This is a genomic window from Ruminococcus sp. Marseille-P6503, from assembly GCF_900604945.1.
Taxonomy (GTDB): domain Bacteria; phylum Bacillota; class Clostridia; order Oscillospirales; family Ruminococcaceae; genus FB2012.
The window spans coordinates 628,666-643,631 of sequence record NZ_UWPB01000002.1 but is presented as its reverse complement, the minus strand read 5'-3'; the positions used below and the strand labels follow the sequence as shown (position 1 = coordinate 643,631).

The window sequence follows — 14,966 nt, the reverse complement described above, 5'->3', positions numbered from 1 at the left end:
CGATTCTATTTTCCGCGGCTTTTGCTTTACAAATACTGTTTTCCATAATATCCCCTCCTCATCAGTCTTTTTTCTCTTTTCCGGGTCATACCGTTTTTTTCTGCAGGCGGAAATTTTGCCTGAATGACCCTGCCTTTTATCCTGTCCATAAAAACGCCTCCCTGTTATTTACTGCGTTCATTATAAAAGACAGGCATAAACCAGACTTAATCCAAAGTTAAACAGGAGATAAAATATGAGGAATACAAAAAGGCGCACGCTGTCGCTTTAAGACAGCATACGCCGGTTACTGTATTTATAAGGCTCCGTTTTATTCAGACATATCCGATATCGGCGCGGCTAATGTGCCGGCAGCGGATTTCTCGGCAAACGCACGGTACTTACCGTCCTCTGAAACGATACCCCGCTCCCCAAACCGTTTCAATATAACGGGGTTCTGAGGGGTTCTTTTCGATTTTTTCCCTCAGCCTGCCGATATGTACGGCTACTGTGGCATTGTCGCCCATAGCGTCCATGCCCCAGACCTTTTCATAAAGGGTTTCCCTGTCAAAGACCAGATCCGCATTGAGCATCAAAAACAGCAGCAGCTCATATTCCTTGTTTTTCAGCCCGATCTCCTTGCCGTCCACATATACCCGACGAGTTCCTATATTGACGCTCACGCCTCCGAGAGTAATCTCCTGCGGCGCTTTTCCTCCGGTCAGCCGCTGATACTGAGCCAGATTTGCCTTTACCCGCGCCACCAGTACGCTGGGAGAAAAAGGCTTTTCGATATAATCATCCGCGCCGAGCCCAAGTCCGCGGATCTTGTCAAAATCCTCCCGTCTAGCCGTTACCATAAGAATCGGGACATCTGTTTTTTCCCTCAGCTTCCGGCAAACCTCAAAGCCGTCCAGCTCCGGCAGCATAAGGTCCAGCAGAATAAGATCGTATTCGTTTGTACAGCCCTTTGCCAGGCCGGAATTACCGTCCCCTGCTATTTCCGTCTCAAAGCCGTTGATCGCAAGATAATCTCTCTCAATAGCGGCGATGGCAGCGTCATCCTCTATGATCAGTATTTTCGCCATCTGCTTCACTTCCTTCCTCACATGGCAGACGTATTTCAATTCTCAGCCCGCCAAGCTTGCTTTTCTTTGCCTGAATACTTCCTCCGGCGCGTGTGATAATATTTTCCGCGATAGCCAGCCCCAAGCCGCTGCCCTTATGCGGATCCTTTCTGGCAGGATCGCCGCGGTAAAACGCCTCGAACAGTCGCGGCAAGGCTTCCTCCGGTACGCCGGGTCCGTCGTCATCAAAGGTCAGCATACAGTCTGAGCCTTTCTTTATAAGTTCAATACGGAGCAGACCGGTTTTCCTTTGCTTATATTTAAGGCTGTTTTCCATGATATTGGCTATTACTCTGTCCAGCTGGAGCGGGTCTGCCGTTACAGTTACAGGCGTCAATTCGGTTTCAAGGTGCAGACCATGCCGTTCATATTCCTCCTTTGCTTCCGCAGCCGCTGCCGCCGCCTTTTCGTCCAGCCGAAGCCGGACCGAATTGTCCGGACAGTCCCCGAGTTCCATTTTTGAAAACAAAAATAGCTGGGACACCATATGATCCAGATCCTGTGCCTTTGCCTTGACGGTAGTAAGGTAGCTTCTCTGCGCCTCCGGAGTTCTTGCCACACCGTCCAGCAGTCCTTCCACATACGCCTGAATCGAGGTCAGCGGAGAGCGGATATCGTGGGATATTCCGGCAAGCAGTTCCTTCCTGCTCTGCTCCTGCCGCTGTATTCTGTCAACAGATTCCTTTAAGCGTACAGCCATTTCGTTGAAATCTCCGCAAACCGGCAAAAATTCATCGTTACGGTCATATTCTATATGAAAGTCCAGATTGCCGTCGCGTATCTCATGTACGCCGTTTGTCAGAATGTCCAGCGGCTTTTCGATACTTCGGAAAACAAACCTTGTCAGGAAACGGTTTGTCAGCGCAACAGAAAGGGAAATTGCCAAAATAATCAGAACGGCAGAAACAACCAGCGCTGTCTTAAGTTCCGCATAGGAGCTTTCGCTGTTGTTGCCTCCCAGCAGATAGATTATGTACTCCTTTCCGTTTATCGTTTCACAGCCCTTATACAGGCTCCTGCCATTTTGAGATACCACTGAATTTCCTGCCAGAGCCTGTACCGCCTTCTCCAGCTCAGCGTCATTTTTATCTGTCTTTCCGAAGGAGTAGACAACAGCTTCGCCGCAAAAAACCCGCGCAGTCATTCCGTTGTTTTCCAGCAAAGCGTCCAGAAAGGACAGCTCCGTTCCTTTGCTGAGCTTATGCTCGACGGCTTCGGTAACGGCAAGGCATACCCTGTTGAAATCCTCCGTATCGCGCAGATCCAGTCCCGCTCCGCCAATTACAAAAACAAGTATAACGCCCACGCATAGCAGACCGACCAGCGCCGTTGCAATGACTGGAACGAGAATCATCAGAATATTGGATATAAACAACCTTTTACGAATCGTCACGCTCCCGCCTCCTTTCACAGATCTAAGTTTATTATAGCATACGATCCCACAGCATTCTTAAACAGGGAATAAACTGAGCAAAAAATTTGTTAAATAACTATGCCGGCGGAATCGCAATTAAGCTAAACGGCGATTACAGTGTAAGGTCAGTTTTGCCGGAGGAGAGAATACAAACACAGCCGCAGAGGGGTAAATCTCTGCGGCCGTTATTTCGGACAAATATATACCGGATCAATTCATTGCTGCCGAAAAAGCTTACTGCTTTCTTCCGATCAAAGTAAACTCTCCCGGCAGCTCCGGGTTTATCCAAGACGGGTGTTCATCAAATTTTTCTAAAGTGAATCCGTTCCGTATTACAGCATTTATAATCTCGCTTACAGTATATTTACGGTAGCTGCATAACGGAATCCGCTTTCTTAGCTCATCTTCATAGAATCTTGTATGCGCCATCTCTCCCTCAAACACTTGAGTTGAGAAATAGCTCATTGTCTTTTGCTCAAGTCCAAGCGTATCCTGTATTTTGGTATACGGATGAAAATCACTGCATATCATTTTTCCGCCATGCTTAAGCAGGGAATACATAATTTTCATAAACTGCATTATATCATGAAAATAATGCAGTACACCGCCCTCCATAAATACAACGTCATAATAATCTGCATAGACGTTCATATTGATTTCCAGAATATCGCAGACCTGATACCTGATATTGACGTTGGCGTTATCCGCAACCTCAAGGGCGTATTTTTTATTATCTTCTGAAATATCAAAGACAGTGACCTCTGCTCCCAGCAGTGCCAACGGAATCGCCTTTTTACCGCATGAACCGCATATATTAGCGACTTTAACGCCCTTATAGGAGTCAAAATACTCCGCATATTTCTTCAATTGACCCATCGGATTTTTTATATCGGCTTTTGCCCTTTCTTCCGGCTTACATTTCCGGCGCCAGAAATTATATGCATCGAATTCCCAAGCCTGCTTATTCTGTCTGCTGTATTCTACCATGCTCTTCTCCTTAAAATCCGATTTGTCATTAAGCTTAATCATAAAAAAAAGAAAGACCGCGGCGCTGCGATAAAAAAATCGTCACAAAAAATCCGAGAAAGGCGCCCGTCTTTCATGAATAGTATAGCACAGGATATGAAGCTTTGTCAATCCCTCACTAAATAACGAATTTCAGTCAGCGGCAGGGAAAAGACGGTCAAAAAGCCTTTGTTATATGGTTCCATGGGGACGGTCTGACTGCGCCGGAGTATACAATTTACAATCAGGCAAACGATATGATATTTCCGCATATGAGCGAAGGCACGGAATTTTCTCTATTATTTTTATCAGCGTATCCCTTTCAGTATTTTTATTATCCTAACGCTGTCTTATGGTTGAAATGAAAACTAAAATGTGGTATAATTTAATTTATAAGATCAATGTAACCTTTTAAGCTTTCTAAGGAGGAAATATAATGAGCGGTGTATTAGAGCAAATAAAAACCAGAAGAAGCGTTCGTAATTTTAAAAAAGATACGGTGCCTCAGGAGAGCCTTGATAAAATAATCGAAGCCGGACTGTATGCAGCAAGCGGAATGGGAACTCAGAACACTATAATCATTCAGGTTACCGATAAATCTGTAAGAGATAAAATTTCACAAATGAATTGTGAGATCGGAGGCTGGAAAGAGGGATTTGATCCGTTTTACGGCGCCCCTGCAATACTGATCGTTCTCGCCAAAAAGGATTGGGCTACCCGTGTTTATGACGGCAGCCTTGTTATGGGGAATCTTATGCTGGCAGCGCACGAGCTTGGTATCGGCAGCTGCTGGATCCACAGGGCAAAAGAAGAATTTGAAACCGCATGGGGAAAGGAGCTTCTCAGATCGCTTGGAATTGAAGAGGAATATGAGGGGATCGGGCATTGTGCACTGGGATTTACCGACGGCGATTATCCCGAAGCCAAGACAAGAAAAGAAAACAGGGTTTTCTATGTAAAGGATGCTTGACCTATGAAGCATAAAGTAAAGGTAACGGTAATTGATAAAAAACTGTATCCTGATCTGCAGCGGCAGTATTGCGCTGATCCGGATTCGGGAGAATGCCCGTGCTATAACGTCGGCGATGAATTCATTTTTGAGCGTGACGAAAGCAGGGACGATTTCTGGTGCATGGGACTGAATACTTTATCCAAAACAAGCGCTGACCCCGACACCGTTTCAGGCGGTCCGAAAAAACCGCACTGCTCTGAGGCATGGGACGCAATCGCCAGATATATTTATGCCGGATTACAGGGCGGCTCTATCATGAGAGGGTGGATGAAAGAGGAAAACACCATGATAACCTGCTGCTCGGACGGAACAAGGCCGGTTATATTTAAAATTGAACGGATAGATGAGCCGTAAAGCTTTTTCCCAAAAAACATAACAGCCGCAGAAAAGCCGCGGCTGTTATGTTTTTTATTTATCCGTTCTGCTTAATTCCTGTGCAGCAGTTGTAAAACAACAACGTTTGATATAGCTTTAAAGCTATTGATATATAGAATAATATATATTTTACATTATAAGAATTATGATGTATAATGTAAACAGAAAATAAATCAGATAAACTTTCGTTTATACCGCACAAAAAAGTCTGTAATGACTTTTTTGCAGTGCTCAACGGAAGCTGTCATATAACGGCTTTCGTCCCAGGATAAAATAATACAGCGGGTCATATGCATATCGCCGATACTTCTGAAAACCAGAGAGTCCTTATAAAAAGAACTCCATGTGTACTGCGGAACAAAGGCAATGCCCAGATTTATTTTCAGCAGATCCCGCATTATATTAGGCGAATCAACGTAGGTTGAAATATTCGGCGCAAAGCCGAATTTATCGCAGTAGTAGGAATTTATATTGTAAAGATTATGTCCTTTGCTGAGACTTATAAAGCTTTCATTTATTAAATCTTCCATAATAATATGCTCTTTATCTGCAAGCCTGTGATCAGAAGGAAGTACGATCCCTATCGGCTCTTCCATAAGCACGATCTTTGATCTCATAGGCTTGCAGGTATAATCGGCATAGATTTTCAGATCCAGCGGTATAGTTTCCTCCATATCGGTATGCTGTAAAAGCTGAAGATGAATATTAGGATATGAGGCTTGGATCTCGCTGATGATTTCAGGCAAAAGCAAAGACGTCGCCTGAACGCATATGCAAACATTGGTCAGCTGCTCGTCCTTGTAGGCGCTCAGCTCCCTCATGGCGTTGTCAAGAGCTTTAAATATCTCATTTGTGTATTTCAAAAATATTTTTCCCGCGTCATTAAGTACGATCTGCTTTCCTACGCGGTCAAAAAGCTCTGTGCCGACCTCGTTTTCAAGCCTTTTTAACGTCTGGCTCAACGAGGGCTGAGCGATAAAAAGCTGCTTGGCGGCAGCAGATATGTTTTGGGTCCTGGCAATGGTTTCAAAATATTTAAGCTGCTGAAATTCCATACATATCACTCCATTGCTATTAATGTTAATCAGTATATAGCTTACAAGCTATATTATAACATACAAAAAATCATATTGCAATATAAATTTCCGGAGGTAACGATTATGAATAAGAATGCCGAAGAACTTAACCAGACGCAACGGGATAAGATCCAAAAGCTTGAAGCCTACCGCAGAGCCAATCTTACGGCGCAAAAGGGACAGATCGTTTGTGCCGGCTCATCGCTTATGGAGATGTTTCCGATCGAAAAGCTGCTGAAAGAATCCGGCAGCGACAGGATCGTGTATAACAGAGGCATCGGCGGATATGTCACAGCCGAGCTGTTAAACGCGGTCGATGTTTGCGTCACCGACCTGATGCCGTCAAGGGTCTTTATTAATATCGGCACCAATGATCTGAGCGATTCCCGTATTCCGATGGATACAATAATGAAAAACTATGATGCCATAATCACAAAAATCGAGGAGACTGTGCCGGAGGTTGAAATATACCTTATGGCATATTATCCGGTAAATCGCGAAGCGGCTTCACCTGAAACGGCGGAATGTCTTAAAGAGAGAAATAATGATAAAATAAGCAGGGCAAACGAGCTTGTAAAGCGGCTTGCCGAAAAGCACAGCCAGCGTTACGTCGACATAAACGCAAATTTAAAGGATGAGAAAGGAAGGCTGAAAGCGGAGTATACTACTGAAGGTATTCATATCAAAGAAGAAGGTTATCGGGCAATTTTCAATGACTTTATGAAGTATATCAATGAGCCTGAATGGACTGAATAATTTAGGAGGAATAACTATGGAAAAAATGGGAAAGAAAATTGCGGCTGCGGCCGCTGCGCTGCTGCTTGCGGTAAACGCGTCGCAAATCCCCGGCTTTGTTTTTGATTCAGCGCAGACTCAGTTTACCGCATATGCCGTTGAGGCGCAAAGCGGTGAAACAATTTTTGAGGATCCGTCAGAATATCTTATTTCAAGCGCTTTAAGCGCCTGGAAATCCAAAAGCTACAGCCTTAAATATTCTGACACAGTTAAAGCGGGCGCGGAGTTTTCAGCCGATATCAGAGTTGACAATGCTGAAAATATCGGAACCTTGAAAATTCAGCTTCACCTTAACTGGAAAGAGGCCTTGTGTATCGTATCGCTTACAAAGGACGACTTTACAGACGGCGTTGCACATATTACAGCTAACACAAACGCGGCATTTACAGCAGAGGTAACTTCAATGCAGGTAAAGGCTTTCAGCTCCGACAGCGGAGAGGCAAGCGTGTATGTATCAAACGTATCGTTTAAAAACGGCGTCCCTTCAGATAACGCAAGGCTTTCTTCGCTCAACTATCAGATCGGAACAGATATGGCGATTCCCGTAAGCGATTTTTCAGCCGATAAGCTGAGCTATGACGTTACCCTTCCCTACGGACTTGCAGACGGCACAGCCGTAAGCCTGACTGGCACGGCGCAGGACATCGGCGCTGTGATCGGAAATGCTTCCTGCATTATTGAGAACGGCAAGGGCAGCTGCACGCTCAACGTTACTGCTGAATCAGGAGCGCAAAACAGCTATACGGTAGCGTTTACAGTTTCAAAGGATATAACGCTTGATTCCGCAGAGCTTGCCGATCCGGTATGCGCGTACGGAAAACCGGCTGAGGTCAGTGCGGCGGCGTCGGCTGACGGAAATTTTGAATACGAGTATCAATGGTATGTAAATTCATCTGCTTCAACTGTCGGCGGCACGAAGATCGAAGGCGCGACTTCAAAAGCTTATACTCCGCAGATGAGCGATATCGGCGGCTGGATATACTGCGTTGTAACCGCAAAGTCGCCCGTAAGCGGAACGGCGGTGACTGCGCCGTCAAGGGTCTTTGCAAGCGACAGCACGCTTGTAAAAACAGTCGTGAGAGATACGGACGGTGTAATCGACGGAACGACAAAAGCTTTGCAGGTAACAAACACCATTCCATACGCGGGTAAATTCGATACGGCAAAGCTTTCGCGGGGCGGTTATTTCAGAATCGAATACACAGGGGGAAGCGAAGCGCCTAAGCTCAATTTCAACACCTGGAACTGCGACTACAAGCCGGCTGACATTACGGCTTCAAGAACGGGCGGAGACGCGGAAAACGGCTACTGGGCTGAATATTCATACGAGGACTGTATAGCGGCATGGGGCGACGAGAATTTTACATATCTTAAAGCGCTGCGTGTTAAGTATACGGCAGACGATTATGCCGACGTCGTGATCAAGAATATTTCGTGGAACGGCTACCCTATTTCATATGGTGAGCTCGGAACGCAGGTTGACTGCTCTGTAAGCTCAAGCGCCACAACGGGCAGACTTACCTGGATATACACAAAGCACGTCGGGGGTTCATTTGATACAACAAGGCTTCGTGAGGACGGAGAATTTTATGTCGAATACAGCGGCGACTATGAAAACGCGGTTTATCTTATTGCAAGCAGCTATTCGGACGCAAACTCAACCTATGCAAAAATTCCGGCGACTGAATACGGAAAGACAGCGGCAGGTTATTACGCGAAATTCTCTGTAGCCGATATTGTAAAGAAATTCGGAAGCAATTTCAGATATTTCGATCAGCTGAGGCTTTACGCCGGAGATCCTGTTACAGACGCGGATATTCCGGTCGACGCAGGCAGCGCAAGAATCTATCTCTTTGAAGGCACAGGCGAATATGTCGACTACGTTGAAGACGTTCTGACAGTTCCATGGGAAAAGTATGAAAACAAAGAAAAAGACGGAGTGGCAATAATCGGCGCAAGTATTACTCAGAATCCTATGGTCAACGCGAAGGCTCTTGAGGGCGCGCCGTTCTATAAGCCGCTGGGCGACTGGAACGCTATTCTTGACAGAACTGACTGTGTAAACTACGGTATCGGCGGACAAACCACCGATCAGGTCGCTTCACGGTTCGACGAGGTACTGAGGTGGGATTTCAAGAAGATCATTATGCAGTGCGGCACAAATGATTTAGGTCTTGAGCCTACCGACGAGGCAGTTGTCGAAAGAATAAAGGGCAACTACAGAATAATGTTTGAAAAAGCCAAGAACAGCGGCAAAGATATTGAAATTTATGTTTTCAGCATAATGGCGTCTACGCCTGAAAACTACGAGGGCAAGCAGAACAGGATCGTTATGGTGGATCAGGCGGTAAAAGACCTTTGCGACGAATACGACTTTGCTTATTATGTCGATACATATACTCCTTTCCTTTATACAGGAGAGGAAACGCCAGAGGGCTGTACGCACCCCGGTGAAAACCATGTAAATCCCGACCTTGTTCTCGACGCTATTCATCCCAATGCCAAGGGCTACGAAATTATAGGAAATCTTCTGAAAGAGTATATAAACAAGACAAATGATTCAGACGGAACATTATCGGGTCTTTCCTACAGAACAGCCGACGACGAGGGAAAGACAACGGTAACAGGTTTTTCAAGCGGTAAAACTGACGCTGTTGTATACGATACGAAGCTTCCTTACGGCACGCCGAAGAACGCGCAGGTCAAGCTGTACGCGACCGCGTCGGACAGCGGAGCGACGGTTACGTCCGCTGACGGCGAGCTTACCGACGGATATCTTTTGCTCACGCTTAAGGACGGCAAGGCAGCCGCGTCTGTTACCGTTACCTCCAAGGACGGCGCTCAGAGCAATACCTATACGGTCAATTTCTCCGTAGGAAAATACATTTATGAAAACAGCGAGGTTCATAATGTAAGCGTTGATCTGTCTGATAATTCAAGCTGGCCGTATTGTCAGTATGACGCGTCATATAACGGAACTGTTTACGCGGGCGCTAAAATTGAATACGACCTGACGCTTGACGGAACCTTCACAGGCGAGATCTATAATGAAGCCGATTTCAACTGGGTCAATATCGGAAGCGTAATTCTGAAGCCTGATGATTTTGATTCTAACAAGGTTCATGTTACAATCACAACAGACAGAGATTACGATGGCATAAGCGGGCTTCAGATAAAATTCGGCAATACGTCAGGCTGTGATTATAAAGGTAATATCGCAATATCAAATCTTACGGTAACCAACGGACCTGACCCCGACAGCGGCAGCGAGGATAATGACAGCGATCCCGAAAGCAGCGCTGAAAGTGAAAGCAGTTCTGATAATTCATCCGATACAGATAACAACAGCTCTGAAAATGACAGCAGTTCCGCTGCCGACAGCATAGCTTCCGAATCTGACGGAAGCAGTGTAAATACGGCAGACAAAACTGACGATAAAACAAGTATGCCGTCTTCAAACGGTATGTCCTCAAATCCGCCGACAGGCGCAAAAGGCATGGCCTTGGGCGGACTGACTGCGATGGCGGCGCTTATGACGATTTTCAGAAAAAACCATAAGGATAAATAAAAACTATAATGAGAGCCTGTGCCGCTGAAATACACAGCCCCCAATTGTGCGGACAGCACAAAAAGCCCCGTATGGCAGGTAAGATTAAATTTTAAGCAACAAACTGATTTCGGTATTCCAACGGAGTCAGTTTTGCTTTTAGTTGCAACCTTTCGTGGTTGTAAAAGTAAATGTATTCATTTATGAGGAGGCTCAACTCCTCATAAGACTTGAGTTTTGTTCGGTAAATACACTCGGTTTTAAGAATTGAAAAGAAATTATCGGCTAAAGCATTGTCATATGGGTTTCCCCGTCTTGACATTGACGGCGTTATGCCATATGATTGCGTTAGCTTAAAGTACGCTTGTGAGGTATACAGAAAGCCTTGGTCACTGTGGAGTTGCAGCTCTGCGGTGACCTCTTCCTTTCTTTTGGCAGCATATAGGTTTGACAGCACTTTTCTTGACATTCTCTTATCTTTTCAGTTAAAGGCAAATCCTTTGCAGGTGTAATATCCGCTTCTTGAAACAGAGAAAAATCTACACGTTTCACTAATTGAGTACTTATTTTTATGACGATAAATCACCATAAACTTTATGCTTGTCCTCACTTCCTTCCTGTGAGCGAGAGAAAATCCCGCATCAGTTCATTTTTCATTTCCAGTGATTTTATCCTTGCTTCTTTTCGGGCGAGAATATATTTTAGCTCGGCAACCTTTTCATCTTCTGAAACAACATAATCTTTAGGCGGTCAGCCTTTTTTCTTAAGCGCTACACTTGCTTCAAGTTTTCTTTTATTCTTATAATGACGATTGATAAAATTTTTCAATTGCTTCATTACAAAACCAAACATTTCGCAAACTTGTCGATTGCTTTTACCATTCTCTTTTTGCTTTAATATTTCTTTTTCATAATCTTTTGGATATATACTAAAAAAGTGGACAAGTAAGATATAATAAAAACATCAAAATAAAAGACAAGTAGGAGGAATAAAAAATGTCAGGAAAAAGCAAACCGAAGTACACAGAGGAATTCAAGCAAACAATCGTAAATTTATATCAATCAGGGAAAACCTATTCTCAGATAAGTCAGGAATACGGAATATCGCACAGCGCCTTAGCCAACTGGATAAAGAAGTATTCAGAGGTCAAAATGGACGATAACACTATTCTTACCTCCAAGCAAATCAAGGAGCTTCAGAAACGAAACGCACAGCTTGAGGAGGAAAATCTGATATTAAAAAAAGCCATTGCGATATTCACGCCTCACTCAGACAAAGATTAAAAGCCGTTAAGCTGCTTTCCTGTGAACACAAAATCACAACACTTTGCCGTGTTCTCGGTGTAAACCGAAGTACTTACTACAAATACATAAATCACCGTGAAAGCAACCGCGAAAAGGAAAACCGCCATATACGCAAATGTATTCTTGAGCTTTATACAAGAACTAAAAAGCGTTTTGGCGCTGAAAAAATGAAAATTTGTCTTAAGCGTGATTATCGCATAAACATCAGCGCCGGCAGAGCGTACCGTCTGATGAAGAGTATGAACTTACCTAAAATGAGCACTGTTAAGCCATTTAAGCACAAATCAAAATCGGTTTCCAATGGAGAATGCAAAAATATTTTGTCTCAAAATTTCAATCAATCTGCTCCGAACAAGGCGTGGGTATGCGACTTTACGTACATAAGAGCAGCGGGAAGATTTTATTATTTATGCGTAATTCTCGATCTGTTTTCAAGGAAGGTGATCGCATACAAATTATCAAATAAAATTGATACTAAACTTGCGATAGATACCGTTAATTCGGCTGTTGCCGCAAGAGGCAAATCCATAGGTATAATATTCCACACGGACAAAGGGAGCCAATTCACATCCTCTGAATTTCGCAGACATCTGGACAATCTGAACATGATTCAGTCCTTTTCGGCAAAGGGGCATCCTTATGATAATGCTGTTATGGAATGCTTTTTCAAATACTTGAAAAAGGAAGAGGTTAATCGTAAGGCTTATTCTTCTTTTGAGGATTTAAACCTTGCTCTTTTTCAGTACATTAACGGTTTTTACAATTCGGTAAGACCTCATTCTCATAATAACGGCTTGACTCCTATTCAAGCTGAATTCAATTTTTTCTGATTTTTCTTGTCCACTTTATTGACATTGGTTCAGAATCTCTTTTTTAATTCTCTTTTCTCTTTTCTTGTCTACTTTTTTGACTATGGTCCATCGTCAAGGGTATCGTTTTTCAGCCTTAAAAATTCGTTGCCGTAAAGCGTAACGACCTTTTCCACGCTGACATAATAGGTATTGTAACCGTCCCTCTTGTGATTGAGCGTACTGTTAAAATGCAGTCTTTTCATTCTTATTCCTCCGTTATATTTATTTGCGGTTTCTATATGCCTTTTGCTGCCGCCTCCTTCAGGGCATAAAAAAAGACCGCTTTGTTTAACATCACTTTCGTGATATCAGACAAAACGGTCCTTGAAATTTTGTATACTATTTTTTATATTTACAAAGAGCATATCTGAGATTATCTTTCTCAAATATGCCTCAATCTTCTGAAATATTTAAATGTCGTGAGTTCGAATCCTTTCAGACGGTGTTTTTCGGCTTTTTTCATCTATGGTTTTTAACTTCTTTTTTTCGCCGTTTGGGTATCAAAAAAGCCCGCAGCTACGGGCTTTTTGGCACTTTCATCTATTTTGTCAGTGCTATATGGCAAGCACTGACAAAATAGATGAATGATAAAAGTGGACTAAAGGGTTCGGATTTCAGGTTTTTTGCTTTTTCTTTCTGAAATTTAGTTTTTTTATTTTATAAAGCGAATTTTGTCCAATAATATAAAATGAAAAAAGTCCGCATTTACGGAATTTGCGGCATAAAATGCAACGCAGTTTGGACCTAAGGGTTCAAACTGCGTTAGGGGTATTAACCACCTATTTTCCTTGTTTTCGCATTGCTTCAACAGCGTTATCAATGCTATCCGAAACATTAGATTTAGACCATTCAGACCAAAACTTAATTGTCGCACTATTGGGTTCGATTTTAGGTTTATCAATAAGAATTCTGCTTGGCAATAAACTTGCGTCTCCTACAGCAATTGCTTCACCGACATCAAGAATAGGTAATAAATCTGCAAAGTTTCCTATACTGTCAGGAAGTAATTTTTTTATTACATTCTGATCATCTGAGTTTGTCAATCTCATAGCAATAAAATTACTGCTTTGACTCAAAACAGTATGATTTACTTCAGAAGGTCGTTGACTGATAACTACCAATCCTACACCGTATTTTCTTCCCTCTTTTGCTATCCTTTCGAAACTATGTAAGCTTGAAACTTCAACGCTCTGCTGTGCATTTGCCGGAATATACAAATGAGCCTCGTCACAGAAAATTGCAATGGGATTAAGTTTATCTTTATCCATCCATTGTTGCACAGAAAAAATCAATCTTGCAATAAGAGAAACCATCAACGGTAAAATATCCGATGGGACTTCTGAAAAGTCTATAATTTTAACTCCTCCGGACTGGCTGGCAGGTGACATTAATTGTTTGCAAAGCTTATTCATATAATCATATTCTAACAATGATTTATCACTTGAAAACATAAAGTTCAGCCGCTTATCAGAAACTTTGGAACTAAGACGTTGAATAAATCTTGACAGTTTTCCGTTAAAGTCACCATTTTTTTCACGGCCGCCATCACCTTTTACGCGTTCTGTATTTTTACTATCTAAAAATGATAGTACATTATTTATATTATACGGAATAGGGCTATCAATCGTAATACCATCAGATAAATTAATACCTTTCTCCGATATATACTTATTCTTTTCTTCCATAACCGCCCTACTGAACATCATAGCTTGATTTGGAGCATTTGAATCGCTTCGATCTAACATCAAAGCTATCATTTCATCATAATTAAGTAGCCAGTATGGTAAAAACATAATTTCGTCAGAAAGCAAATCAGATGGTCCAGCTATCCTATAGTGTTTAATACCATCTCCAACTATAGGATTATATTCTCCGTGTATGTCAAATAAAATAGCATTGCACGACTTTAATTCAGATATTTTTTCAATTAAAGCAGCAACCGTATATGATTTACCAGAACCAGTACTGCCTACGATAACCGCATGCCTTTGAAACAGCTTGTTTCCATCAAGCCATGCAGTAGCTTCATCATTTATTGCATATCTTCCTATACACAATGGCTTTTCCATCCCAGAATCAATTCTAGAAATTGAAGCCATAAAATCTGTTAGCATCTTACTTGCAAGAATAAATGCTTCTGAGTCAATTTCAGGAACAGATTCTAAAGTTCGTTTAAATATATTTCGTTTTGTACCTTCTCTATCAAGAAATGTACCGACCAAATTGATTTTAACAATGTCAGCAGATAACATTAATTCATCTTCATCAAGATCTATTTCACTACTGAATTTTCTCATTATTTTACTAACCATACCGATTAGGATTTGTCCAGATTTTGAGGATCTAATAGCAACAAAGTGATTTACTTGTAATTTAGAGAGTTGCTCAGCATCGTCAACATGAACAATTACAATAGAGGTATCAACACTTTGAACTTTACCAAATGGTTTTTTATCTGAGAAATCTAATATGCTCATATAA

At 42.7% G+C, this 14,966-nt stretch carries 12 protein-coding genes; 5 read left to right on the top strand and 7 right to left on the bottom strand.

Features of this window, described 5'->3' with window-relative positions:
* Positions 1 to 26: 26 nt before the first annotated feature.
* The 4 genes from EIH25_RS12675 to EIH25_RS09055 form a co-directional block, all read right to left on the bottom strand.
* Positions 27 to 149: a hypothetical protein gene (locus EIH25_RS12675; RefSeq protein WP_279254436.1), complete on the bottom strand. Its 123-nt coding sequence runs from the start codon at positions 147 to 149 to the stop codon at positions 27 to 29.
* A 231-nt stretch (positions 150 to 380) separates the two neighbouring features.
* Positions 381 to 1,067, bottom strand: a complete 687-nt coding sequence (locus tag EIH25_RS09065; RefSeq protein ID WP_124100754.1) for a response regulator transcription factor — start codon at positions 1,065 to 1,067, stop codon at positions 381 to 383.
* Positions 1,039 to 2,499: a HAMP domain-containing sensor histidine kinase gene (locus EIH25_RS09060; protein WP_243113130.1), complete on the bottom strand. Its 1,461-nt coding sequence runs from the start codon at positions 2,497 to 2,499 to the stop codon at positions 1,039 to 1,041. Before EIH25_RS09060 ends, EIH25_RS09065 begins: the two co-directional genes overlap by 29 nt.
* Before the next feature lie 255 nt (positions 2,500 to 2,754).
* Positions 2,755 to 3,549, bottom strand: a complete 795-nt coding sequence (locus EIH25_RS09055) for a class I SAM-dependent methyltransferase (protein WP_243113128.1) — start codon at positions 3,547 to 3,549, stop codon at positions 2,755 to 2,757.
* Between the two features lie 412 nt (positions 3,550 to 3,961).
* On the opposite strand from EIH25_RS09055, the gene EIH25_RS09050 reads away from it, so the two are divergent.
* Together EIH25_RS09050 and EIH25_RS09045 are read left to right on the top strand one after the other, a co-directional pair.
* A complete protein-coding gene (locus EIH25_RS09050; protein WP_124100753.1) occupies positions 3,962 to 4,495 on the top strand; it encodes a nitroreductase in 534 nt (177 codons plus the stop codon).
* 3 nt (positions 4,496 to 4,498) lie between these two features.
* Entirely contained in the window at positions 4,499 to 4,891 is a 393-nt protein-coding gene (locus EIH25_RS09045) for a TIGR04076 family protein (protein ID WP_124100752.1), read from the top strand.
* Positions 4,892 to 5,085: 194 nt separating this feature from the next.
* On the opposite strand, the gene EIH25_RS09040 is transcribed toward EIH25_RS09045, so the two are convergent.
* A complete protein-coding gene (locus EIH25_RS09040) occupies positions 5,086 to 5,967 on the bottom strand; it encodes a LysR family transcriptional regulator (RefSeq protein ID WP_124100751.1) in 882 nt (293 codons plus the stop codon).
* Positions 5,968 to 6,072: 105 nt separating this feature from the next.
* Between EIH25_RS09040 and EIH25_RS09035 the strand changes: the two genes are divergently transcribed.
* The 3 genes from EIH25_RS09035 (at position 6,073) to EIH25_RS09020 (ending at position 12,464) form a co-directional block, all read left to right on the top strand.
* The gene (locus tag EIH25_RS09035) at positions 6,073 to 6,744 is read left to right on the top strand and encodes a GDSL-type esterase/lipase family protein (RefSeq protein WP_124100750.1); all 672 of its coding nucleotides are present in this window, start codon (positions 6,073 to 6,075) and stop codon (positions 6,742 to 6,744) included.
* 16 nt (positions 6,745 to 6,760) lie between these two features.
* Complete coding sequence (locus tag EIH25_RS09030; RefSeq protein WP_164489208.1) at positions 6,761 to 10,351, top strand: GDSL-type esterase/lipase family protein; 3,591 nt, start codon at positions 6,761 to 6,763, stop codon at positions 10,349 to 10,351.
* A gap of 974 nt (positions 10,352 to 11,325) precedes the next feature.
* A protein-coding gene (locus tag EIH25_RS09020) for an IS3 family transposase (protein WP_124100747.1) occupies positions 11,326 to 12,464 on the top strand; the annotation gives its coding sequence in 2 pieces (ribosomal slippage) (positions 11,326 to 11,578 and positions 11,578 to 12,464; 1,140 coding nt in all).
* Positions 12,465 to 12,544: 80 nt separating this feature from the next.
* Here the strand turns inward: EIH25_RS09020 and EIH25_RS12455 are convergent.
* Positions 12,545 to 12,688, bottom strand: coding sequence for a hypothetical protein (locus EIH25_RS12455; RefSeq protein WP_164489207.1), 144 nt, complete (start codon positions 12,686 to 12,688; stop codon positions 12,545 to 12,547).
* A 576-nt stretch (positions 12,689 to 13,264) separates the two neighbouring features.
* Positions 13,265 to 14,962, bottom strand: coding sequence for a helicase HerA-like domain-containing protein (locus tag EIH25_RS09015; protein ID WP_124100746.1), 1,698 nt, complete (start codon positions 14,960 to 14,962; stop codon positions 13,265 to 13,267).
* Positions 14,963 to 14,966: the final 4 nt, after the last annotated feature.

Coding starts and splice junctions, on each gene's coding strand:
- EIH25_RS09065 (WP_124100754.1), bottom strand. CDS start 1,067: ATGGCGAAAATACTGATCATAGAGGATGACGCTGCCATCGCCGCTATT.
- EIH25_RS09035 (WP_124100750.1), top strand. CDS start 6,073: ATGAATAAGAATGCCGAAGAACTTAACCAGACGCAACGGGATAAGATC.
- EIH25_RS09055 (WP_243113128.1), bottom strand. CDS start 3,549: ATGATTAAGCTTAATGACAAATCGGATTTTAAGGAGAAGAGCATGGTA.
- EIH25_RS09045 (WP_124100752.1), top strand. CDS start 4,499: ATGAAGCATAAAGTAAAGGTAACGGTAATTGATAAAAAACTGTATCCT.
- EIH25_RS12455 (WP_164489207.1), bottom strand. CDS start 12,688: ATGAAAAGACTGCATTTTAACAGTACGCTCAATCACAAGAGGGACGGT.
- EIH25_RS09040 (WP_124100751.1), bottom strand. CDS start 5,967: ATGGAATTTCAGCAGCTTAAATATTTTGAAACCATTGCCAGGACCCAA.
- EIH25_RS09015 (WP_124100746.1), bottom strand. CDS start 14,962: ATGAGCATATTAGATTTCTCAGATAAAAAACCATTTGGTAAAGTTCAA.
- EIH25_RS09050 (WP_124100753.1), top strand. CDS start 3,962: ATGAGCGGTGTATTAGAGCAAATAAAAACCAGAAGAAGCGTTCGTAAT.
- EIH25_RS12675 (WP_279254436.1), bottom strand. CDS start 149: ATGGACAGGATAAAAGGCAGGGTCATTCAGGCAAAATTTCCGCCTGCA.
- EIH25_RS09030 (WP_164489208.1), top strand. CDS start 6,761: ATGGAAAAAATGGGAAAGAAAATTGCGGCTGCGGCCGCTGCGCTGCTG.